General features: G+C 68.6%; 20 protein-coding genes. 12 read left to right on the top strand and 8 right to left on the bottom strand.

Annotated features, from left to right (window positions below; translation table 11 throughout):
* The first annotated feature begins 4 nt into the window (after positions 1-4).
* Positions 5-1,654 (top strand): acyl-CoA synthetase, encoded by a 1,650-nt coding sequence (locus OG326_RS25120; RefSeq protein ID WP_327139573.1) that lies wholly within the window; start codon positions 5-7, stop codon positions 1,652-1,654.
* Positions 1,651-3,156, top strand: coding sequence for a flavin-containing monooxygenase (locus tag OG326_RS25125; RefSeq protein WP_327139574.1), 1,506 nt, complete (start codon positions 1,651-1,653; stop codon positions 3,154-3,156). The genes OG326_RS25120 and OG326_RS25125 overlap by 4 nt, the downstream gene beginning before the upstream one ends.
* Here the strand turns inward: OG326_RS25125 and OG326_RS25130 are convergent.
* Complete coding sequence (locus tag OG326_RS25130; RefSeq protein WP_327139575.1) at positions 3,126-3,755, bottom strand: hemerythrin domain-containing protein; 630 nt, start codon at positions 3,753-3,755, stop codon at positions 3,126-3,128. The two genes, OG326_RS25125 and OG326_RS25130, sit on opposite strands and share 31 nt — an antisense overlap.
* 76 nt (positions 3,756-3,831) lie before the next feature.
* Between OG326_RS25130 and OG326_RS25135 the strand changes: the two genes are divergently transcribed.
* The 5 genes from OG326_RS25135 (at position 3,832) to OG326_RS25155 (ending at position 8,225) form a co-directional block, all read left to right on the top strand.
* Positions 3,832-4,443 (top strand): TetR/AcrR family transcriptional regulator, encoded by a 612-nt coding sequence (locus tag OG326_RS25135; protein ID WP_327139576.1) that lies wholly within the window; start codon positions 3,832-3,834, stop codon positions 4,441-4,443.
* Positions 4,444-4,501: 58 nt separating this feature from the next.
* Positions 4,502-5,416: an NADP-dependent oxidoreductase gene (locus tag OG326_RS25140; protein WP_327139577.1), complete on the top strand. Its 915-nt coding sequence runs from the start codon at positions 4,502-4,504 to the stop codon at positions 5,414-5,416.
* A gap of 222 nt (positions 5,417-5,638) precedes the next feature.
* On the top strand, positions 5,639-6,433 hold the full coding sequence (locus OG326_RS25145; protein WP_327139578.1) for an alpha/beta hydrolase: 795 nt from the start codon (positions 5,639-5,641) through the stop codon (positions 6,431-6,433).
* 63 nt (positions 6,434-6,496) lie between these two features.
* Positions 6,497-7,897, top strand: coding sequence for an amidase (locus OG326_RS25150; protein ID WP_327139579.1), 1,401 nt, complete (start codon positions 6,497-6,499; stop codon positions 7,895-7,897).
* A gap of 127 nt (positions 7,898-8,024) precedes the next feature.
* The gene (locus tag OG326_RS25155) at positions 8,025-8,225 is read left to right on the top strand and encodes a hypothetical protein (RefSeq protein WP_327139580.1); all 201 of its coding nucleotides are present in this window, start codon (positions 8,025-8,027) and stop codon (positions 8,223-8,225) included.
* A 37-nt stretch (positions 8,226-8,262) separates the two neighbouring features.
* On the opposite strand, the gene OG326_RS25160 is transcribed toward OG326_RS25155, so the two are convergent.
* From OG326_RS25160 to OG326_RS25185, 6 genes are all read right to left on the bottom strand, one after another.
* Complete coding sequence (locus OG326_RS25160; protein ID WP_327139581.1) at positions 8,263-9,489, bottom strand: MFS transporter; 1,227 nt, start codon at positions 9,487-9,489, stop codon at positions 8,263-8,265.
* Positions 9,490-9,546: 57 nt separating this feature from the next.
* Positions 9,547-10,344 (bottom strand): slipin family protein, encoded by a 798-nt coding sequence (locus tag OG326_RS25165; RefSeq protein WP_442791049.1) that lies wholly within the window; start codon positions 10,342-10,344, stop codon positions 9,547-9,549.
* A 339-nt stretch (positions 10,345-10,683) separates the two neighbouring features.
* Positions 10,684-11,205, bottom strand: a complete 522-nt coding sequence (locus OG326_RS25170; protein ID WP_327139583.1) for an AAA family ATPase — start codon at positions 11,203-11,205, stop codon at positions 10,684-10,686.
* Between the two features lie 29 nt (positions 11,206-11,234).
* On the bottom strand, positions 11,235-11,729 hold the full coding sequence (locus tag OG326_RS25175) for a hypothetical protein (protein ID WP_327139584.1): 495 nt from the start codon (positions 11,727-11,729) through the stop codon (positions 11,235-11,237).
* 79 nt (positions 11,730-11,808) lie between these two features.
* Entirely contained in the window at positions 11,809-11,943 is a 135-nt protein-coding gene (locus tag OG326_RS25180) for a hypothetical protein (RefSeq protein WP_327139585.1), read from the bottom strand.
* A gap of 202 nt (positions 11,944-12,145) precedes the next feature.
* Positions 12,146-13,105, bottom strand: coding sequence for an extracellular catalytic domain type 1 short-chain-length polyhydroxyalkanoate depolymerase (locus OG326_RS25185; RefSeq protein ID WP_327139586.1), 960 nt, complete (start codon positions 13,103-13,105; stop codon positions 12,146-12,148).
* A 142-nt stretch (positions 13,106-13,247) separates the two neighbouring features.
* On the opposite strand from OG326_RS25185, the gene OG326_RS25190 reads away from it, so the two are divergent.
* A complete protein-coding gene (locus OG326_RS25190) occupies positions 13,248-14,363 on the top strand; it encodes a hypothetical protein (RefSeq protein ID WP_327139587.1) in 1,116 nt (371 codons plus the stop codon).
* A gap of 128 nt (positions 14,364-14,491) precedes the next feature.
* Here OG326_RS25190 and OG326_RS25195 read toward each other — a convergent pair whose 3' ends face one another.
* Positions 14,492-15,622: a glycosyltransferase gene (locus tag OG326_RS25195; protein WP_327139588.1), complete on the bottom strand. Its 1,131-nt coding sequence runs from the start codon at positions 15,620-15,622 to the stop codon at positions 14,492-14,494.
* 203 nt (positions 15,623-15,825) lie between these two features.
* On the opposite strand from OG326_RS25195, the gene OG326_RS25200 reads away from it, so the two are divergent.
* The 4 genes from OG326_RS25200 to OG326_RS25215 all read left to right on the top strand — a co-directional run bounded on the left by OG326_RS25200 (position 15,826) and on the right by OG326_RS25215 (position 21,624).
* Entirely contained in the window at positions 15,826-16,551 is a 726-nt protein-coding gene (locus OG326_RS25200) for a FadR/GntR family transcriptional regulator (RefSeq protein ID WP_327139589.1), read from the top strand.
* A 186-nt stretch (positions 16,552-16,737) separates the two neighbouring features.
* A complete protein-coding gene (locus OG326_RS25205) occupies positions 16,738-18,219 on the top strand; it encodes an aldehyde dehydrogenase family protein (RefSeq protein WP_327139590.1) in 1,482 nt (493 codons plus the stop codon).
* An 8-nt stretch (positions 18,220-18,227) separates the two neighbouring features.
* Entirely contained in the window at positions 18,228-19,241 is a 1,014-nt protein-coding gene (locus OG326_RS25210; RefSeq protein ID WP_327139591.1) for a hypothetical protein, read from the top strand.
* A gap of 16 nt (positions 19,242-19,257) precedes the next feature.
* Positions 19,258-21,624: a GMC family oxidoreductase N-terminal domain-containing protein gene (locus tag OG326_RS25215; protein ID WP_327139592.1), complete on the top strand. Its 2,367-nt coding sequence runs from the start codon at positions 19,258-19,260 to the stop codon at positions 21,622-21,624.
* Positions 21,625-21,647 lie beyond the last annotated feature (23 nt).

Consider the following 21,647-nt stretch of genomic DNA (forward strand, 5'->3'; position numbering starts at 1 on the left):
GCCGATGTCGTTGATTCCCCAGCCTTTTCGTGACCGGGTCGGTACCGCGGCCGCGGATCTCAGAGCCGTGGCGCGACTGCACACCGAGGGTGTCATCAACCTGACGCGCCCGGATCGGGTGCTGCGTACCGCGAAGGAGAATCGCACCTACGGCCCGCAGGTGGCGGTGATCCTGAAGGCCGCGCGTGAGCATCCGGACGCCCCCGCCCTGGCCGACGAGCGCGGCGTGCTGACCTACCGAGAACTCGACGAGCAGTCCAACGCCCTGGCCGATGCCCTACTGAATTCCGGGCTCCGGCCGGGATCGGTGGTGGCCGTGCTCGCCCGCGATCATCGTGGCCTCCTGCTGACGATCAGCGCGGCGGGGCGGGCCGGAGTGCGGTTGGCGATGATGAACACCGGATTCGCCAAACCGCAGTTCGCGGAGGTCGCCGCCCGCGAGAACGTGCAGGCGGTACTGCACGACAGCGAGTTCGCGGACCTGCTCGACGCGCTGCCTGCCACGCTCCCGCGCATACTCACCTGGGTCGACGAGGGCTACGTGCCACCCGCCCGGTCGACGACGATCGACGAGTTGATCGCCCGCGGTGCCCGCCGGTTGCCCCCGCCCCCGCAGCGGCCGGGCGGGTTCATCATCCTCACCAGCGGTACGACGGGACTGCCCAAGGGCGCACCGCGCACGAAGCTGACCCCGTTGACGAGCGCCTTGTTCGTGGACCGGATCCCCTTCCCGCGTCGCGGAACGGTGGTGATCGTCTCGCCGCTGTTCCACGCCACCGGATTCGGAATGTGGACGGTGGCAACGGCATTGGCGAACAAGACCGTGCTGCTGCGCCGATTCGACGCCGAGGCCACACTGCGAGCACTGGCCTCGCATCGCGCCGAGATGCTGGTCGCGGTGCCGACGATGCTCAACCGGATGGTCGCGCTGGGGCCGGACGTCATCGGCCGCTACGACCTGTCCGCATTGCGGTCCATCGTCGTCGCCGGATCCGCGCTGTCACCGGATCTGGCCGCGCGCGTACAGGATACGTTCGGCGAGGTCCTCTACAACCTGTACGGATCGACCGAGGTCGCCATCGCCACGGTCGCACAACCACACGAATTGCGCACGGCCCCGGGCACTGTCGGGCGAGCGCCGGTCACCACGCGGGTTGCGCTGTTCGCCGAGGACGATCGACGCATCCGGGCCCGCTCTGTGCGAGGCCGGGTATTCGTGCGCAGCGGCGCACCGTTCGAGGGCTACACCGACGGGCGGCACAAGCAGATCATCGACGGCTATATGTCCACCGGCGATATGGGCCACTTCGACACCGCGGGACTGCTTTTCATCGACGGACGCGATGACGACATGATCGTTTCCGGGGGCGAGAACGTCTACCCGCTCGAGGTCGAGAACCTGCTCGCGGAACTGGCCGGGGTCGACGACGTGGCGGTCGTCGGCGTCGATGACGAGGATTTCGGAAAACGCTTGCGCGCGTTCATCGTTCCCGCGCCGGGTGCGACACCCGACCCGCAGCACATCAAAGACCACGTCAGGGCGAACCTGGCCCGCTACAAGGTTCCCCGCGAGGTTCTGTTCGTGGACGAACTCCCGCGCAATGCCACCGGAAAGGTGTTGCGCCGCGCACTGGAGGAGCTGGACCCCGCATGAACATCTCGAGCAGCGACACCTCCGTCGCCATCATCGGCTGTGGATTCGGCGGACTCGGCGCCGCGATCGAGCTCGAACGTCACGGCATCGGCAACTACACGGTATTCGAGAAGGGAGACGAAGTCGGCGGAGTCTGGCGGGCCAACCACTATCCGGGCGCTGCCTGCGACGTGCCGTCACCGACATACTCGTACTCGTTCGAACTCGAGACCGAATGGTCGCAGCGGTTCGGCACGCAAGCCGAGATCCGCGCCTACCTGGAGCGGTGTGCGGTGAAATACGGTGTCGCACCGAAGATTCGGTCCAATACCGAAGTGGTGGCAGCAAGCTTCGACGAGTCGGCCGGCCGGTGGCTGGTGGAACTGGCGGACGGTGAGACGCAGTGGTTCGATGCGCTGATCTGCGCGACCGGCCAGCTGTCGCGCCCCAAGATCCCCGACCTGCCCGGGCTGGAAAGCTTCGGCGGGGCCCACTTTCATTCGGCCGAGTGGGACGACTCGGTCGAGCTCGCCGGCAAACGGGTGGCCGTGGTGGGTAGCGGCGCGAGCGCGGTACAGCTGGTGCCCGCCATCGCCGACCGGGTGCGCGAACTGCATGTCGTCCAGCGCTCCCCGAACTGGATCGGCAATAAATGGAATCACCGGACCAGCCCGCGGCTGCGCCGGCTGATGCGCACCGTGCCCGGCCTGGCGCGCGCTCAGCACAATGTGGAGTGGCTGTGGTACGAGTCGCGGGTGCCGATCATCTTCAATGGATTCGACCCGCTGCGAAAGGGTGTGCACGCCTGGCTGCGGTTCAAGATTCGGCGCGAAATCGATGATCCCGCCCTGCGCGCGAAGGTGACGCCGGGCTACAAGGCCGGGTGCAATCGGCTGCTGCTGTCCAACGACTGGTATCCCACACTCGACCGTGACGATGTCACCGTGCACACCGAAGGCGTGCGGGCGGTGACACCGTCGGGGCTGGTGCTCACCGATGGCACGGTCGTCGAGGCGGAGGTGATCATCTGGTGTACCGGTTTCAGCGCGACCGAATACCTCGCACCCATCGACATCACCGGCCGCGACGCCCGGAAACTGCACGCCGAATGGAAGTCGGGACCCGAAGCGTACCTGGGCATTTCGGTATCCGGATACCCGAACCTGTTCATGATCTACGGCCCGAACACCGGCTCGCTCACCAATACGATCATCTTCCTGCTGGAGAAACAGGCCCGGTACGCGCGACTGGCAATCGAGCACATAGGCCGTAACGGCGGCTGGCTCGACGTCCGCCCGCAGGTGCAGCAGGACTACAACCGGGATCTGCAGCGCAGGCTGGCGGGCACGGTCTTCACCAGCGGTTGTCCGGGGTGGTATCACACCGACGACGGCAAGGTCGTCGCCGTCTGGCCCGGATCCCATATCGCCTACGCCCGTGCCACCGCCGAGGTGGATCTCACGGCCTACGAAAGCGGTGGAGGGGGACTCGGCTACAGCCAGCCGCGGCGCGGGCCCGTGTAGCGGGGTTTCAGGACATAGCGGTACAGGGCGCGAATGGGGGAGGGCAGGAAGCCGAGCATCTTGGCCTGTGCCTCGTCGGGTGCGTCGTCGAGTGCCCACGGCAGGTACTCGGTCACGGCGCGAAGTCCGTTGCGTTTGCGCATTTCCGCGCCGAAGGCTGCCCATCCGGGTCCGCCGACGGTGCGGTCGATGAGGGGCAGCGCCATCTGTTCCTCGTGGGTGAAGTGCGTATCGAGCGCCGCGGCCAGTGCGTCCACGTCCGACCGCAGCCCCGGGTCGCCCGCGGTGGCGATTCCGGATTCCACTGCGGCCAGCAGTTTTCCGATGCCCTCGTGTTCGGCCTCCATCTCATCGAGAATCGCCAGGTCTGCCGGATCGGTGATCGCGGCACGCACCAGCGGCCAGAGCGCTGCATCCTCGGTGCTGTGATGGCGATCGAGTTGGCGGAGGAATGTCTCCCATCCGATCCGCACGGACGGCGCGGTGAGACGACCCTCGGCGACCGCGGCCGAGAGCCGGATCAGGTCGCGCATGCAGGCGTCGTGGGCGAGATACATCCCGAAGAAATCGATTGTCGTGGCCGGTCGGTGGTTGTTCATGGCCATCTGCCCGTCTGTTTAATTTAGTTAGACTGTGTGTATGAATGAATCAGGTTCGCCAGGTACTGTCAAGGCCATGAGTCCACGCCAGTACAACCTGGGGAAGCGCACCGCGCAGATCGAGCAGAGTCGCCGGCAGGTCCTCGATGCCGCCCGGGCCGTGCTGGGTGAGGGCGATAGTTACAGCGGATTCACCCTGGACGCGGTGGCCAAGCGCGCGGACGTGGCCCGTGCCACGGTCTACTACCAGTTCAAGTCGAAAACCGGTCTGCTGGAAGCGGTTTGCGACGATCTCGGCGTAGTCGGCGGTCTGTCGGAGCTGGTCAAGGCCTTCACCAATCCCGATCCACTCGCGGCGCTCGCCGAATTCATCGCCTGCTTCGCGCGATTCTGGCAGGCCGACCGGCCCGCCATGCGGCGACTGCGCGCGCTGGCCACACTCGACGCGGAGGTGCACGCGGTCATCAGCGCCCGCGACGAGCGGCGACGCGAAGGCTTGGCGGTGCTGTCGGCCCCCTTCGCCGCCTCCGTCGCGAATCCGCCGGGAGACGATCAACAGGTGCGAATCCTGCTGGCCCTCACCAGCTTCGAGACCTTCGACACCATGGCCGGACCGGAAGGCGACCTGTTCGACGCCGTCCCGGTGATCACCGGGATCGCAGCCACCGTACTCGGCGCACACGCATAGCTCAGTGGCTCCGCCCGATTCGGACTCGGACGACCGATAACTACGACAGGGGTTCAGGATGAAAGCATTGCGTATTCACGAGCGCGGTGGCGCTGACCTGCTGGTTCTCGAGGAGGTCCCGGAGCCGCAGCATGTGACGGGCGACGTCGTGGTGGGCGTCGGGGCCGCGAGTTTCGTTCCCGACGAGCTGGACTGGCCCGGTACCTGGACGAACCGGGCGGGCCAGGATCGGACGCCGTCCGTCCCCGGCCACGAGGTCGCCGGGATTGTGACCGAAGTCCATTACGGCACTACCGGATTCGCGGTCGGCGACCGGGTCTGCGGCATGACCGACTGGCATCGCGACGGCTCGATGGCCGAATACGTCGCCGTCGAGGCCCGCAACCTCGCACCACTGCCCGCAGCCCTGGACTATGTGCAGGGCGCGGCGCTGCCCCTCGCCGGGCTGACCGCCTGGCAGGGTCTGTTCGATCACGGCAACCTGCAGCCGGGACAGACCGTCCTGGTGCACGGCGCGGCGGGCGGCACCGGCTCCCTCATCGTTCAGATCGCGAAGGACACCGGGGCGCATGTCATCGCCACCGGCCGCGCCAGGTCGGAGAATCTCGCCAAAGAGCTGGGCGCGGACCGATTCATCGATCTTGCCCTCGATCCGGAGCTGACAGGGGTCGGCCCGGTGGATCTGGTCTTCGACACCGTGGGCGGCCCGGTCCTGGAACATTCGGCCGCCGTACTGAAACCCGGCGGCACCCTGGTCTCGATCACCGCCCCACCGCCGGTCACACCCCCCGACGGGCGCGCAGTGTTCTTCATCGTCGAACCCAACCGCGACCAACTCCGAAAAGTCTTGCACCTGGCGGAGATCGGCCGCCTGCGCGCCCAGGTCGGCGCCGTATACCCCCTGAGCGAGGCCAAGGAAGCCTTCCTGGCCAAACGCAACGGAGTCCCCGGCAAGATCGTCGTGACCACTTAGCACGACTACCAGGTCGGGACACCGCCCTCGATGGTGAACCCGGCGCCGGTATTCGTGTGATGCGCCTCGCTCCGAAAGTGGTCCTGCCCGAGGAAGTTCGGCGGAGAGGTTGAGCGGAGGGGTTGATTGCCGCCGCACATGTTGTCAGTGTTGAGGTCGCGACCATCGCATGCCGCTGACAAGTACCGCCGCTGGGTCGCACCGAGGTTAGGAACGAACTCTATGAGCTCCAAACCCGTTCTGTTCATCCATGGACTCTGGATCCACACCACCTCCTGGGCGCCGTGGGTGGAACTGTTCAACGCCAATGGTTATGCGGCGATCGCGCCGGGGTGGCCGGGGGTCGCCGATACCGTCGAGGCGGCGCGCGCCGATCCGGACAGCATTGCGGACAAGGGGATCGACGAGGTGACCGCGCACTATGCGGCGATCATCGCGGCGTTGCCCGAACCGCCGATTCTGGTCGGGCACTCCTTCGGCGGCATGATCGCGCAGAAGCTGCTCGGCACCGGTGTCGCCGCGGGTGCGGTGGCGATCGATGCCGCGCAGATCAAAGGGGTACTGCCGCTGCCGCTTTCGGCCTTGCACGCCACGCTTCCGGTGTTCAAGAATCCGGCCAACAAGCATCGGGCGGTCTCGCTCACCGAGGAGCAGTTCCGTTTCGCCTTCGGCAATACGGTGAGTGCGGAGGAATCGCGCCGGCTCTGGCAGGCGTGGGCGATTCCGGCGCCGGGGCGGCCGCTGTTCGAGGCGGCGGCGGCGAACTTCTCGCTGCATTCACCGGCGAAGGTCGATACCGCCAATGCCGATCGCGGGCCGCTGCTGCTGGTCGCGGGCGGTAAGGACCATACGGTGCCGGAGGTCATCACGACCTCGACGCTGAAGCAGTACCGGCATTCCGATGCGGTCACCGAACTGCAGGAGTTCCCCGATCGCGGTCATTCGCTGACCATCGACGAGGGGTGGCGCGAGGTGGCCGAGTACGCACTCGATTGGCTCAAACGCCAAGGTCTGTAAGGTTTTCGGACCGCAGCGCGCTGATGTCCGTCTGCCGGGCAGTGCAGAACCTATGCTCGGCTGATGGACAATCGTCTGGATAGCTTCGGTGATGATGCGCTCGGCCGGCACGATGCGGTCGCCCTGGCCGAGGCGATCCGCACCGGCGCGACCACGGCCGAGGAATTGGCCGCGGCCGCGGTGGCCCGGGCGCGGCAGGTCGATCCGGAGCTGCACGCGATTGCCCGCGCGGACTACGACACTCCGCGCTACGGCGAGGACAGGGCGGCCGCGCTGTTCGGTGTGCCGACCTTCGTGAAGGACAACACCGATGTGCGCGGCCTGCCGACCAATCACGGCAGTGAGGCGTTCCGCGCCCGGCCCGCGCGCAAGGACGGCGCATTCACCCGGCAGCTGCTCAGCACCGGTATGACGGTGCTCGGCAAGTCCCGGCTGCCCGAGTTCGGGTTCAGTCCCTCGACGGAATTCATGACCGAGGAGCCGGTCCACAACCCTTGGGACACCGAGTATTCGGTCGGCGCGTCCTCCGGCGGGTCGGCGGCGCTGGTGGCCTCGGGTGTGGTGCCCATCGCGCACGCCAATGACGGCGGCGGGTCCATTCGGATTCCGGCCGCCTGTGCCGGACTGGTCGGGCTCAAACCGAGCCGGGGCCGGCATATCGACGGTGAGATGGCGCGCACCATGCCGATCAATATCGTCTCCGAGGGCGTGCTCACCCGCACGGTGCGCGATACCGCCGCCTATATCGCGGCCATCGAGGACTACCGGCGCAATCCGGCCCTGCCGCCGATCGGCACGGTGCTCGGCCCGGCCCGCAGGCGACTGCGCATCGGCCTGGTGCTGGAGACGACCATCGGCGAGGGCATCGACGAGCAGACCCGTGCGGCCGTGCTGCACACCGCGACGCTGCTCGAGCAGGCCGGGCATCGGGTCGAGCCGATCGCGCTGCCGATCACCACGCAGTGGGCGCACGATTTTGTCCAACTCTGGTCGCTGCTGGCCGATTTGGCCGCCAGCACCGGCAAGCTCACCTTCGATCGCTCCTTCGATGCGAGCAAGCTCGACGGTCTCACCCGCGGCCTGCGCGCCCATCACCGCGCGACGCTGCACCACACGCCGGGTGCGCTGTGGCGGCTGCGCAAGACCGCGGACACGGTCGCGGGGATGTTCGCCAAGCACGAGCTGATCCTCTCGCCGGTACTCAGCCATATCACCCCGAAGCTCGGATACCTCAGCCCCACCATCGAATTCGATGAGCTACTGCATCGGCTGATGAGCTACGTCGGCTTCACGCCGATCAACAATGTGGCGGGTACACCGGCGATCTCACTGCCCATGGGCATGGCGGCCGAGGGCGTGCCGATCGGCGTGCAACTCGCGGCGGCCTACGGCGATGAACGCACCCTGCTCGAGACCGCGTACGAACTCGAAGCGGCACACCGGTTTCCCACCCTGGCGTACTGAGGATCGGCCACCGCCGCAGGTACGCCGACCGGCGAGAACACCCGCGCCCGACCGGCGGTGGTGAACACACCCCCTCCGGTTCTGGCATGCTCGTGAGAGGAAGCGGCCAGGCACAAGGAGATTCGACATGCGGCTCAGTTCGTTGCTGGTGTGCGCGTGGCTGATCATCGGGGCGGTGGCGGCCGGGCAGCGCGACTACTTCGCGCACGTGAGCAATAACTGCGCCGACTTCGGCACCATCGCGCTGACCGTGCTCGCCGGGCCGCTGAACTACACCGGCCTCAACCCCAAGGTGACCAGCTGCGAGCTGCCGCAACCCAGTCCGTGACATAGGCGCGGACGCTGCCCGGCATGCCTCGGACCATTCAGTGCGCTGCCGCCGTGGCGCGATCGACCGGGGCCAGGCGACGACCACCGACCGCCAGCGCCGCGGCGAGCACCAGCCCGATCACACCGGAAATCAGCAGCGGAAGCTGTCCGCTGCCCTGCCAGGCCAGCCCGGCCCAGATCCCGGCAATCAGCACCGCGCCACCGGTGAGGCCCTGATACAGCCCCTGCGCGGCGCTGTGGCGTCCCGGCGGGGCGAGATCGGAGACCCAGGCTTTGCCGACTCCATCGGTGGCGGCGGCGAATCCGCCGTAGATCGGCAGCACCAGGAATACCCATGCGGGTGACTCGATGAGGCCGAGACCGAGGTATCCGACGGCGAAGCAGACGAGCCCGAGTGCGAACACCACATGCCGGGGGATGCGATCGGAGAGCGCGCCGGCCGGATAGGCGAGTCCGGCGTACGCGATGTTGTAGCAGATGTACGCGCAGATCACCCCTGCGGTCGACAGGCCGAGTTCGTATGCGCGCAGCAGCAAGAGCGCGTCCGCGAAGTTGACCAGTGAGAACGCGGTCAGCACGCCGATGAGCAGGCGCAGCCGCGCTGGTAAGGGTGCTCGCGCTGCCGATCCGGCGACCGGTGGCGGCGAACCCGGTGCCGCCGTACGGTTTTCGCGCACCGCGGCCACCAGTACGACCGACAGCACCGCAGGGACGACGGCGATCAGCAGCAAAGGGCGGATGGCATGGCCGAACGCCTCGTAGAGCCCGAGGCCGATCGCGGGACCCAGGACCGCGCCCGCTGTATCCGACGCGCGATGGAATCCGAAGATCCGGCCCCGGTACGCGGGGTCGGCGTCCACCATCAGCAGTGCATCGCGCGGCGCACCGCGGATGCCCTTGCCGATCCGGTCCACCCCGCGGCCCGCCAGCACCAGCGGCCAACTTCCCGCGATCGCGACCAGCACCTTTCCGGCCGCCGCGAGGCCGTAGCCCACGGCGATCAACGGGCGCTTGGCATACCGATCGCCGAGCCGCCCGGCGATGATCTTGGTCAGTGCGGCAATGCCTTCGGCCACACCCTCCACCACGCCGACCACTGCCACCGGTGCGCCGAGGGTGACGGTGAGGAAGATCGGCAGGATCGGGTACAGCAGTTCGCTGGCGGTGTCCTGCAGCAGACTCACACCGGACAGCACCCGGACATTGGGTGTCAGCCACGTCGCCCGGCGGGCGGGCGGACTCGGATCGCGCCGCGGGGCCATGGTGCACGAGTCTGCCAGTGTCAGCGGACGACCGCCCGGTGATCGAGTGAGCGGCGGTTATTGCGCGGTGTCTCCCGCTCCGTTGTGCACCGGCACGGGAGGTACCGTCACCGGTTGGGTTCCCGACACCATGGGGGTGGCGGAGGCGGTGGTCTCCCGGGCGAAGAAGGCGCCGATGTCATTCATGGTGCTCATCAGCTGTGCGGGGAACACCACGGTGGTGTTCTTGTCGACGCCGATCTCGATGAGGGTTTGCAGATTGCGCAGTTGCAGGGCGAGGGGGTGGGCCATCATGATGTCGGACGCGTCGCCGAGTGCTGCCGCTGCCAGTGATTCACCTTCGGCCGCAATGATTTTGGCGCGCTTCTCGCGCTCGGCCTCGGCCTGCTTGGCCATGGCGCGCTTCATGCTGTCGGGCAGCTGGATGTCCTTGAGTTCGACCAGCGTGACCTCCACGCCCCAGGCCAGCGTGGTGAGGTCGAGGATCTCGCGGATATCGGCATTGATGCTGTCGGTATCGGAGAGCGCCTGGTCGAGGCTGTGTTTGCCGACCACCTTGCGCAGGGTGGTCTGCGCGATCTGATCGATGGCCGAGTACACATTCTCGATCGCGACCACGGATTTCTCCGCGTCCACCACCCGGAAGTAGGCGACCGCGGAGATATCGACGCTGACATTGTCGCGGGTGATGATGCCCTGCGATTGGATCGGCATGGTGACGATCCGCATGGACACCTTCATCAGGCGGTCCAGGATCGGAATGATCAGGTTCAGTCCGGGTTCCCGGACGCCGATCACCTTCCCGAGCCGGAAGTGCACGCCCCGCTGATACTGGAAAATCACTCGGATCGACATTGCTACCACGATCAGCAGCACGATCACGAGGACCACAACCACCCCGATGACGGCTTTCACGACTTCTCCTCACGAGAATCGAAGGCCGGCCGCCGCTAGAGGTGTCGTAGCTATGGGGATTTATGCACCGCGATTCGCCGGAAGCTATCCCGGCCGACTGCCTTCAGTATGCCCTCGCCGCACCCACCGTGCCGTACGGCTGGTCAGGACCGGTCGGTTCGCGGCCGGTGAGCAGGCCGTGGATCTCATCGACGAGCGCCTCGAAGCCGAGCCTGCGGCGCGGTCGGTGCGGCGGCCGCGACTCGGCGGGGCGGCCTCGACGGTTTCCCTGACAGAACCTCACGGCGACAACGGATCACGCGGCGGCGCGAGCGCGGTGCGGATATCGCCGTGGATGCGGTCGGTGATCGCCTCGAGCGGCCAGCCGGAATCGATTCGGATCTCGGCGGCGAATCCCACGGGCTGCCAGCCGTGATACCACTGCGCGAGCATGCTGGGCGGAACCTCCGCCGCCAGAGGGCGACCGGCATGGCGGAGGAGGGTTTCCTCCAGGGTGAGGTCGAAGGCGTACAGCAGGCTGTGCGCCGCGACCTCGGCCAGGCGCTCGAGCATGGCGCCGTAGCGGGTGGTGTCGAGGATGCCCTCGACGATCACCACCAGGCCGCGCGTCAGCGCGAACTGTGCGATGTGCTCGATCAATTCGACATTGAGACGCCCTTCCGCCTCGGGCTCCCAGGTCATCTGGCGGCGCACCACATCCTGGGGCACCACTACACAGGTGCTGCGCGGCATGCGGTGTTGCACGGTGGCGGCGGCGGTGGATTTTCCCGAGCCGGAGTTGCCGCGAATCACCACCAGCACACCGCAACCGGCGGCCGATGCCGTCCCGTTCAGGAGCGCACCGGCAGGATGCGGCCGTCGGCGGTGTGGACGTGGATCAGCGGATGTTCACCGGTCGGGGTGCGGACCAGTGCGAACGCCAAACCGTTGGGGGCGATGGGCGCGGTGTAACTGTCGATGGTCGAAATAACGGTGAGGGTGGTCGCATCGGCGGCCGCGGTGCCCAGGACCGCGGACCAATTGCCGTCCGCATGGGCGTGCGGGACACGCGAGCGACTCATCCGCAGCAGCGGCCGATGTTCGGCCGTCCGGGCCGGGCGCGCCCGCGAGGTGGGACGGGGAGTGCCGGCGACGAACGAGGGCGCGACCCACTCGCCGTCCTGGTTCGCGACGATGACGATGACGCGGAAGTCGCGGCTCTCCAGCAACACCGCGGCGGCGCCTTCATCGTGCTCGATCATGGCGACGGGCTGGAATTGCTGGTCCAGGGCAGCGAGGCGGGCCTGGGCCGCGGTCAGTGCGGGATGGGACGGAACAGGATTCATGGGGTAACCCCCTTCGGGCCGGGGACGCCGGAGGGCCGAACCATAAATTCTAGGCACGCTGGCGGAGTGCTGCCAGTTGTCACACGGTCTTGATCGCACCGGTTCCGATAACGTAGTCCGCACCGTGGATGGCCGCCGCGAGCGGTGAGGCGAGATAGGTGACCAGGGCGGCAATATGCCTCGGCTGCGCGAATTCGCCTGTGGTGACGCCCATCTCGCGGGGGATATCGCGCAGCAGCTGCGCCTGGGTGACGCCGCGGGCGGCGGCCCACTGCTGATCGGTGGATTCCAGGAAGGTCGCGGGCAGATCGTGGTCGCCGCCGCCTCCGAGGTTGTTGACCAGCAGGTCGATCCCGCCCAGGGCCGAGGTGGCCTGGGCGATGAACTCGGCCGACCTGCCGCGGCGTGCGGATCCGCTATCGGTGGAATGCCGAAAAGAATTGCCAGATCACCTGGGTGGCGTCGAACTGGTGACTGACCGGGCCGACGACGGCCTTCGGCAGGTACTGCGGGCCGCCCGGCCAGGTGTGGCCGCCGCCGGTGACCGAGTACAGCTCGACCTTGCTTCCCGCCGCGCACGTGGACGTTTCGACGTTCACCGAGGTGCCGTCGTCGGCCTGATGCGGGAGGGCGGTCGTGGTGACCGGGCCGCAGGACTCACGAGTGCGCCAGAAGTCCTGGGTGTCGGCCACCGAGAGCACCGCGCTCGTGCCGGGGCCTCCGTGGTGACCGGAGGTGACGCGGACCGGGCCGCCTGTATACGAGACGATGGGGTCGGCGGTGCCGTGGATCTCCAGGACCGGCAGGGGATACGCCGGGGTGCAGTCGCTTTCGTCGGCGGCCGGGAGGGGACCGGACACCGGGGCGATGGCGGCCAGCTTGCCGGCGAGGCGACAGCCCAGGTCCTCGGTGAGCATGCCGCCGTTGGAGATGCCGGTGGCATAGACCCGGGCGGCGTCGACACCGTCGTTCGCGACCAGGTGGTCGATCAGGGTAGAGACGAAAGCGATATCGTCATGGCCCGCGGCTCCGGCCTTCGTGTCCGCGCCGCGGCCGTCGTTCCAGGACCTGTCGGCTCCGGCCGGATAGACCGCGAGGAAGCCCTGCGCATCGGCGAGGGTGTCGAAATGTGTTGCGGTCACCATGGATTCGGGGGTGCCGCCACCGCCGTGGAAGATCAGGACAGCGGGCAGTGGTCCGGCAGGGGCATGGGCGGGGCGGTGGATGACGTACTGGCGGGACATTCCCTCCGATTCCACGGTCATCGTCGTATCGCCCGACGCCCGCGCGGGCGCTGGGCGGCACCCCACCGCGACCAGCGCGAGTGCGCTGCAGAACGCCGCGACGACAATCCGTTTCGACTCGCTCGTGCCCATTCACCGCACGGTACCGAGCCAACCTGTAGGTCAGCTGTAGACGGCGGCGCCGTACGCCGAGAGTGAACCGAATGCGCGCCGCGCGCGAATCATGGTCACAATGGCGGGGATCGGCGTGCAGTACGCCAGGAGGGTACGACTGATGAGTGATGTGCTTCTGACTCCGCCCGATGCGACGGAGGTGCGACTGGTGGCCCGCGGGGTGGCGACCGCCGCGCAGGGCGAGCAGGGGCTCACGCCCTTGCAGCAGTTGCTGATTCCGGCGCTGTTCCTGTCGCTGACGGGACATGCGGTGGAGTTGGCGGAGCTGGAGCCGATCAGTCCGCAGGAGTACGCGGCCGGACTGACCCGGCGCAATCGGATATTCCGGGAGCGGGTCATCCAGACCATGCTGCTGGCGGCGCTGGTGGTGCGGCCGCTGCCGGCCAGTGTCGCGGACAAGCTGCAGCAGTTCGCGGACGCGCTGGGCGTGGACGACGATATGATCTCCGTCGCCCGCAAATACGCCGAGGGCGCGGAAGATCTTGCGGCGGTGGACTTCTCCCGCAACGGCTATCTGGGCGGCATCGACACCACGCGTTTGAACGCCCTGCACACCAGTGAACTGGACAGCTCCTGGAGCGCCGTCGTGGACGATCCGGCCCTGGCCGGACGCTGGGCGCAGCTGCGTGAGCTGCCGATGGGCACCCTCGGGCGCGGAGTGGCCGACTTCTACCGCGATCGCGGCTTCGTCACCCCCGGCCTGCCCGGGTCCGCGCCGCCACTGCTGGCCCAGCACGACTGGGTGCATGTGCTCGCCGGATACGGCACCACCCTGGAGAACGAGATCGAGGTGTTCGCCTTCATGGCGCGCGCCAATGACGATCCCCGGGCCTTCAGCCTGCTAGCGATGGTGATCTCCCTGTTCGAAACCGGCTATCTGCGTTCCGGCGCAGGGCTTTTCGAAGCGGACGCGGGGCATCTGCAAGCCAACGGTATGGCGGGACGCCTCGGTGACGCCCTGCGCCGTGGCGCCCTCACCACCGGCAGCCACGACTTCCTCGACCTGGACTGGTTCACCCTCGCCGACCGCCCGATCACCCTGATACGCAAGGAAATCGGCCTGGTTCCCAAATCCGCCGCGGCCCTCGGCTCCGGCTCGGTGGGCCCCTGGCAACCCGGCGGAATCACGCCCTACCAGCTCAATTCCGCCCGCACCAGCGCCCGATCCGAAGACCGCGACTACATCCCCTGGACCCCGGACCCGGCCCGCGACTGATCACGCCCTATGCACGGGGGCCTGCTCCAGGAATTGGCCGGTCTCTCGGCGGCGCGGTGACCATGCGGACCGAGCCCGGCCATGCCACGATCTCCCCGCTGTCGAGGTCGGGCGCGCGGAGGAAGAGATCACGCGGAACCGAGTAGGTCGAGCATGCCGGAAACCGCTGCGGGCCAGGTGAATTGCTCGGCCCGGGTGCGGGCGGCCTGGCGGCGCTGCACGAGGGGGCGGGACAGGACGTCGGTGACCGCCCGGGCGAAGGCGTTCGGGTGGTCGGCGGCCACCGCGCCGCAGTCGGCGGTGACGATATCGGCGAGGGCGGAGGAGCGGCTGGCTACCACCGGGGTGCCGGCGGCGAGGGCTTCCAGGGCGGCGAGGCCGAAGGTTTCGTGGGGGCCCGGGGCCAGGGAGACATCGGCGGTGGCCAGCAGGGTGGCCAATGCGGTTCTGTCGGTGATGAATCCGGTGAAGTGGACGGCGGGCAGGCCGTCGTGCAGGGGCGGGATGGTGCGGGCGCGGCGTTCGAGGGCTTCGCGGCGCGGGCCTTCACCGGCCACGATGAGGCGGGCGTGCACACCCTCGCGGCGCAGTCGGCCGAGGGCTTCGATGCTGCGGTCGACGCGCTTCTCCACCGACAGTCGCCCGCAGTGCACCAGCAGGGCGTGATCGTCCGCGCCGAGGTCGGTACGCAGGCGGTGGTCGTGGCGGTCGGGGGTGAACATGTCCAGATCGACGCCGAGCGGTACCAGCTCCACATTCGGGACGTCGATGCGCTGGAACTCCTCACGGGCGAATTCTGTTGTGCAGACGACGATGTCGTAGTTCTGGGCGGTGCGGCGGTTGGCGGCGTCGGCGGCCCGGCGGGCGGCGGGGCCCGGCAGCACCTGTCCGAGCAGGCGGTCGAGGCGTTCGTGGGAGATCATCACCCCGGCCACATCGCGGCGGCGGGCCCAGTTGCCGAACCCGCGCAGTGTCAATCGATCCGACACCTCCAGCACATCGGGGCGCAGTCCGGCCAGCACATCGGCCACCCGCCGGGGATGAGCCGCACGGTAGCCGCCGGTCCACGGAATCGCGGGCGCGGGCACGGTGATTCGCAGTACCCCCGAGGGCAGCAACTCCTCGCCCCGGCGCGGCCCGGGAACGATCAGCACCACCTCGTGCCCGGCGGCGACATATCCCGCGCCGAGGTGATGCAGTGCGGTGCGCAGCCCCCCGGAGCGCGGACCGTAGAAGTTCGCAAGCTGCACGATGCGCACTCGCTGATCGTGCAGGGCACCGGGTTACCCGCGGGACCCGGTGCACCAACGCCGTATGAACTCCAGCGGAAGAAGCTGCCACCCGGATTCCAGCGCGCCATCGACCGTCCGCCCGACCGGTATGGGGCAACGACTCGGGGACACGGACCCGGCAACTGGTCTGACCGCTTGACCTGTGATCTTGCCGCCCTTAGCGTCGGGGGATGGCTATCAGGCGGATCGATCGGCGCACAGTTCCCGATACCGTATTCGAGCAGCTCGTGGACGAGGTGCTCGACGGGGAACTGGCTCCCGGCGCGGCGTTGCCGGCGGAACGGCAGCTGGCCGAGGCGCTGGGGGTGTCGCGGCCGACCGTGCGGGAGGCGCTGCAGCGGCTGGCGCATACCGGGTTGGTGGAGGTCCGCCAGGGTGGGTCCACGATGGTGCAGGACTTCCGCCGTCATGCCGGAATGGACATGCTGCCGCGGCTGCTGGTGCGCAAGAACGAACTCGATACCGGCGTGATTCGCTCGATTCTCGAGACGCGCCGCGTGCTGGGGCGGGAGGTGGCCGGGCTGGCCGCCGAACGCGCGGGGGCCGCCCTGGCGGGCGTACTCGCCGAGGCGACAGAAATCCTTGCCGCCGAACATGATCCGGTCGCACAGCAGCTGCACGCGCTGGCCTTCTGGGATCACCTCATCGATGCCTCGGATTCGATCGTGTACCGGCTGCTCTACAACGATCTGCGCGCGGTCTACGAGCCGGCCGTGGCCGTACTGGCCGGTGTCATGACCGCCGAGGTGAGCCGCACCGAGTACTACCGCAGGCTCGCCGATGCGGTGATCGCGGGCGATGGCGCGGGCGCTCGCCAGGCCGCCGAGGAACTGCTGTCGCTGGCCGCGGCCGAATTCGACGTCCTCATGCAGCAGATGCAGCCCGCACAAGCCTGAGCGCGGAGCAGATGCCTCTTGCCAGAAAGAGCGTCCTCGCTATAGTGGTCTGACCACTTGGCCACCTGGCCAGAAGGACGGCTTTCGACAGGCGGTTTGCGTATGGCATCCCTTCCTCGCACGCAGCGAGACCTTCGCACGCAGCGAGACTCACCTGCTGCCTCGGCGCTTGTGCCCGAGCGCGGCGTGGAACCGGCACCGGACGCTCGTGTACTGGTCGATCGGGCTCGCGCGGCGCAATCGAGTTGGGGTTCGCGCGGTGTGGCCGAGCGGGTCGCGACGCTCGAGCAGCTGCCGCAATTGCTGCTCGGCGGTATCGATTGCCTCGCCGACGCCATTGCGGCGGAGAACGGTAAGCCGCGGGCGGAGGCGCTGGCGCATGAGCTCGTGCCGGCGATCGCGCTGGCTCGCCATCATCTCGGCGCGGCCGTCGCGGCGCTGGGTCCGTCGCGGATCACCTCGCCCACAGCGCCGTATCGCTCGGCGGTGCGCATGCATCGGCCCTACGGCGTGGTGCTGGCGATCGCGCCCTGGAATCTGCCGTTCCTCATTCCGTTCAGCCAGGTGCTGCCCGCGCTGCTGGCCGGAAATGCGGTGATCCTCAAACCGTCCGAGCTCACCCCGCGCGTGGCGGCGCTGCTGGTGGAGGTGATCGCCGCCTGCGATCTCCCGGCAGATGTGCTGCAACTAGCCGTCGGTGACGGCGCGCTGGGCGCGGAACTGGTTGCCGCGCAACCGGACAGGGTGCTGTTCACCGGATCGGTGGGCACCGGCCGCACGGTGATGGCCGCCGCCGCGCGGTTCCCGATTCCGGTCGGGCTCGAGCTGGGCGGAGTGGATGCGGCGATCGTGCTCGAGGATGCCGATCTGGAGTTCACCACCTCGGCGGTGGCCTGGGGCGCGACATTCAACGGCGGGCAGGCCTGCTGTTCGATCGAACGCGTGCTGGTGCACGAGGATCTGCACGACGCATTCCTGGTGCGGCTGCGGGACAAGCTGCAGCGCATCGACATTCGGCGGGATCTGGCCCCGGCCATCGACGAGCGGCAGCGTGGGACATGGCAGCGGCACGTGGAGGCCGCACGCGCGGACGGCCTCACGGTGAGCGGGGGAGAACCGCTGCCCGATCGGCGGTACGCACCGACCGTGATCAGCGGCGACGGCATCACGAATGCGACTGTGTGGCAGGAGGAAACGTTCGGGCCGGTGGTCGCGGTGACCGGTTTCGGCGGCGATGATCAGGCCGTCGCCCTGCACAATGACACCGAGTACGGGCTGACCGCGAGCATCTTCTCCGCCGATGTGGCGCGCGCCCGCGCGCTCGCGCAGCGACTGAATGCCGGGTCGGTGGCCGTCAATGATGTTGCCGCCACCATGTATTCGACGCCGGAGCTGCCCTGGGGCGGAATCGGCCGGTCCGGTTTCGGCCGCTCGCACGGGGTCGACGCACTGCTGGATGCGGCCTGGGTGCAGGTGATCGATGCCCCGCGCGGCCCGGCATTCGGCCCCAAACGCCCGTGGTGGTATCCGTACGGACCCGAACTCGAGGACGCCATGCGCGCCCTCGGCGCCGCCGTCGCCACCGCGCGCCCGGCCACCCGCCTGCGCGGTTACGCCCGCGCCGGGCACCTGCTGCTGTCCATGCTCGGCCGGCAGCCGAAACTGTGAGGAGCTCGATGACCGCCATCGCCCAGAACACTCCGCGCCTGCGCCCGGGCGGCGACCACGTCGAATCCTGGTTCATTCGCGCGAACGATCCGCATTCGCCTCGGGCGGTGTGGATCAAGGCCACCGTTCTCACCTCCCGCGACGGCACCGCCCTCGCGCAGGCCTGGTGCAGTGTGTTCGACGGTCGGCGCACCAAGGCGTGGTGTCTCGACATTCCGCTGGACACAGCACGATTCGAGGCCAATACGCTCGGGCAGGACATCGAGGCCGGACCGCTGGCCATCACACTCACCACGCGCGGCGGTGACACGGCGGGCGCGCTGTCGGACGACACCTCGTCCATCTCCTGGGATTTCGCCTTCACCCGGGCCGAGGTGGGAGGTGCGCCGCTGTCGCTGCTGCCCGGTGACCGGCTGCTGGGCATGCGATTCCCGAGCAACAAGCTGGTGACGCCGTTCCCGGTGGCCTCGGTCGCCGGGCACCTGGAGTGGGACGGCGAACGCTGGGACCTGGGCGGCTGGCACGGGATGCAGGGCCACAACTGGGGCAGTGAGCACAGTCCCGAATATGCCTGGGGCCACTGCGTTTTCACCGATACCGGCGACGAGACGCCGTTCGCGGTGCTGGAGGCCGCGTCCGGGCGCACCCGGGTGGGCGGTCGCGTCTCACCGCTGGTGTCGATGCTGGTCATCCGGCGCGGGGAGCAGGAGTACCGCTTCGACCGGGTGCTGGATCTGTGGCGGCAGGAACCGCATCTGGACTTCCCGCACTGGACGCTGCGCATGCGCGGCCGCGACGGCAGCGCGGTACTGCGCATGAGCGCCGCGCCCGAGCAGATGGTGTGCCTGGCCTACCGCAATCCGGCGCGTGCGACCAGCTACTGCCTCAATTCCAAGACCGCGGCGGTGTCGGCGCATGTCACCCCGATCAACGGGAACGCCTTCGAACTGCGCAGCGCGCACGGCGGGGCCCTGGAATTCCTGCTGCCGCAACCGGTTCCCGCCGTCTCCCCGATCGTCTGAGCAGAGAGCGTTCGATATGCCACTGACCTTCTTCGAGACGATGAGCGGCGAGCTCTACGACGCCGGCGGGCGACCGCACCACGTCGCCATGGATCTGCGCTGCGAATCCGGGCGCGCCCGCGGGTTCGTCACCAACGGGCGCGCCCGCCTCACCGGCACCATTCGGGCCGCGCCGTGGGTGGACGGCGCGGCGGTGGTCGGGACGCTGGTGGCGCTGCCGGTCACCAAGCGGTCCATGACATACGAGGTGGATTTCCGCGACGGCGACGGGCAGGCCTGGCGGTTGACCGGGCACAAGGACGTGCGGTGGCTGCGGCGCGCGCAGGAGAGTCTGACCACCCTGTACACCACGCTGTGGTGTGCGGGGCGCGAGGTCGCGACCGGCCGAATGCAGTTCTTTGCCAATGACTATCCGAGTTTCCTGCGCTCGTTCCAGCCGTGGACCTCACTGCGCACGGATCTGGCCGACGGCAGCCGTCCCGTCGGCGCGTTCACGCCCGGGCAGCGCGAAACGCTGCGGGCGCTGGCCGGGGCGCTCATCGAACCGGGCGGGGTGGTGCCGCCGGTGGACGCGGGCACGATCGACCGAGTCCAGGAATACGTCGGCAATATGACACCGCTCATGCAGTCGGGGCTGCGCGTGGCGGTGCGCGCGCTCGACGCCCAGGCCCGGTCCCGGCACGGACACGGTCTGTCCGCGCTGCCGCAGGCGCAGCGCCGCAGTCTGATCGAGGCCGCACGGCGCAGCCCGGCCCTGCAGCATGCCGTCGCCGCCGTCGAAACACCGGTGCGCATCGCGCATTTCAGCGACCGGCGCTACCTCGATGCCGTCGGTGCGCCGCGGTATCTGGATTCCGTCGCGGAGCAGAAGCCGGGGTGGATGGCGAATGTGACCACCCCCGACGAGCTTTCGCACCAGGAACTGGTCGAATGCGATGTCGTGGTGATCGGGACCGGGGCCGGAGGCGCGGCCGCCGCCGCCCGGCTGACCGAGCAGGGGCTCGGCGTGATCATGGTCGAGGAGGGGGAGTACGCCGGGCGGGCGCAGTTCCGCGGCGAACTGCACGACCGCACTCAGAAGTATTGGCGCGACGGCGGATACAACCTGGCCGTGGGCAATTCGGTGCTGGGGGTCAGCACCGGGCGCCTGGTGGGCGGCACCACCGCCATCAATTCCGGCACCGCGTTCCGCACTCCGGACGCGGTGCTGCGGGAATGGCTGGAGCAGGGCTTTCCGGCCGAGTTCGAACCCGAGGCCTTTCGCGGGTACCTCGACGAGGTCGATGCCGAACTCGGTATCACCGCGGCCGATCCGCGCTATCTGGGCCGGGTCGCGGGCATTATCGGCACGGGTGCGGACGCGCTGGGCGCGGCGCACGGGCCGCTGCCGCGCAATGCCGTGGGCTGCGACGGGCAGGGGCAGTGCGTGTACGGCTGTCCCACCGAGGCCAAACGCAGCACGAATGTCAGCTGGGTGCCGCGGGCGCTCAAAGGTGGCGCGCAGCTGTACACCGCGCTCACCGTCACCCGGATTCTGCTGAGCGGGCGCCGGGCGGCCGGGGTGCTGGCGGAGGGGCAGGACGCGAACGGCGCACCCCGGACCCTGGAGATCCGTTCCCGGGCGGTCCTGGTCGCCACCGGCACGCTGATGACGCCACTGCTGTTGCGCCGCAACGGTATCGACCTGCCCGCGCTGGGGCGCAATCTGACGGTGCATCCGTCCCTGGGCGCGGTCGCCATGATGCCGACCGCGGGCACACCGTGGAGCGGGATTCCGCAGGGCTATCACGTGCAGGGCCTCGGTGATCCGCTGTGCACCTTCGAAGGGGTGTCCATCCCGCCGCAGTTCGCGGCCGGGGTGCTGCCCTTCCACGGCGCGCAGCTCACCGCATGGATGAACCGCTGGTCCCACACCGAACAGTTCGGGGCCATGGTGCGCGACAGCGCCAGCGGCAGTGTGCGGCACGGTCCGGGCGGGCGCACCCTCATCCGGTACACCGTGACACCGCGGGTGCAGGCCGCGCTGCGGCACGCGTGCGCGGGACTGGCACAGCTGTTCCTGCACGGCGGTGCGGAGGCGGTGGCGCTGCCGATTGCGGGCATGCCGCCCATCCGGACTCTGGAGCAGGCGCGCGCGGTCGCGGAAACCCCGCTCACACCACGGCATTTCCGCACCATGGGTCCGCATCCGCTGGGGACCGCGCGCATGGGCCGGGACGCGCGCACCGCCGTCGTCGATTTCGAGCATCGCGTGTTCGGCGCCACCGGGCTCTATATCGCGGACGGTTCGGTGGTGCCGACTTCGCTCGGCGTCAACCCGCAGGTCACCATCATGGCCATGGCGCTGCGGGCGGCCGACGCGATCGGGGCCGATCTGCGGTGAAAGACAGGACATTCCGGACTGGC

The organism is Nocardia sp. NBC_01327 (genome assembly GCF_035958815.1).
In the GTDB taxonomy this organism is placed as follows: domain Bacteria; phylum Actinomycetota; class Actinomycetes; order Mycobacteriales; family Mycobacteriaceae; genus Nocardia.

Excerpts from the sequence above, each read along its gene's own strand:
- OG326_RS25125 (WP_327139574.1), top strand. The coding sequence starts at position 1,651 with ATGAACATCTCGAGCAGCGACACCTCCGTCGCCATCATCGGCTGTGGA.
- OG326_RS25120 (WP_327139573.1), top strand. The coding sequence starts at position 5 with ATGTCGTTGATTCCCCAGCCTTTTCGTGACCGGGTCGGTACCGCGGCC.
- OG326_RS25200 (WP_327139589.1), top strand. The coding sequence starts at position 15,826 with ATGGCTATCAGGCGGATCGATCGGCGCACAGTTCCCGATACCGTATTC.
- OG326_RS25175 (WP_327139584.1), bottom strand. The coding sequence starts at position 11,729 with ATGAATCCTGTTCCGTCCCATCCCGCACTGACCGCGGCCCAGGCCCGC.
- OG326_RS25190 (WP_327139587.1), top strand. The coding sequence starts at position 13,248 with ATGAGTGATGTGCTTCTGACTCCGCCCGATGCGACGGAGGTGCGACTG.
- OG326_RS25130 (WP_327139575.1), bottom strand. The coding sequence starts at position 3,755 with ATGAACAACCACCGACCGGCCACGACAATCGATTTCTTCGGGATGTAT.
- OG326_RS25180 (WP_327139585.1), bottom strand. The coding sequence starts at position 11,943 with ATGGGCGTCACCACAGGCGAATTCGCGCAGCCGAGGCATATTGCCGCC.
- OG326_RS25185 (WP_327139586.1), bottom strand. The coding sequence starts at position 13,105 with ATGGGCACGAGCGAGTCGAAACGGATTGTCGTCGCGGCGTTCTGCAGC.
- OG326_RS25165 (WP_442791049.1), bottom strand. The coding sequence starts at position 10,344 with ATGTCGATCCGAGTGATTTTCCAGTATCAGCGGGGCGTGCACTTCCGG.
- OG326_RS25140 (WP_327139577.1), top strand. The coding sequence starts at position 4,502 with ATGAAAGCATTGCGTATTCACGAGCGCGGTGGCGCTGACCTGCTGGTT.
- OG326_RS25210 (WP_327139591.1), top strand. The coding sequence starts at position 18,228 with ATGACCGCCATCGCCCAGAACACTCCGCGCCTGCGCCCGGGCGGCGAC.
- OG326_RS25215 (WP_327139592.1), top strand. The coding sequence starts at position 19,258 with ATGCCACTGACCTTCTTCGAGACGATGAGCGGCGAGCTCTACGACGCC.
- OG326_RS25155 (WP_327139580.1), top strand. The coding sequence starts at position 8,025 with ATGCGGCTCAGTTCGTTGCTGGTGTGCGCGTGGCTGATCATCGGGGCG.
- OG326_RS25150 (WP_327139579.1), top strand. The coding sequence starts at position 6,497 with ATGGACAATCGTCTGGATAGCTTCGGTGATGATGCGCTCGGCCGGCAC.
- OG326_RS25135 (WP_327139576.1), top strand. The coding sequence starts at position 3,832 with ATGAGTCCACGCCAGTACAACCTGGGGAAGCGCACCGCGCAGATCGAG.
- OG326_RS25160 (WP_327139581.1), bottom strand. The coding sequence starts at position 9,489 with ATGGCCCCGCGGCGCGATCCGAGTCCGCCCGCCCGCCGGGCGACGTGG.
- OG326_RS25145 (WP_327139578.1), top strand. The coding sequence starts at position 5,639 with ATGAGCTCCAAACCCGTTCTGTTCATCCATGGACTCTGGATCCACACC.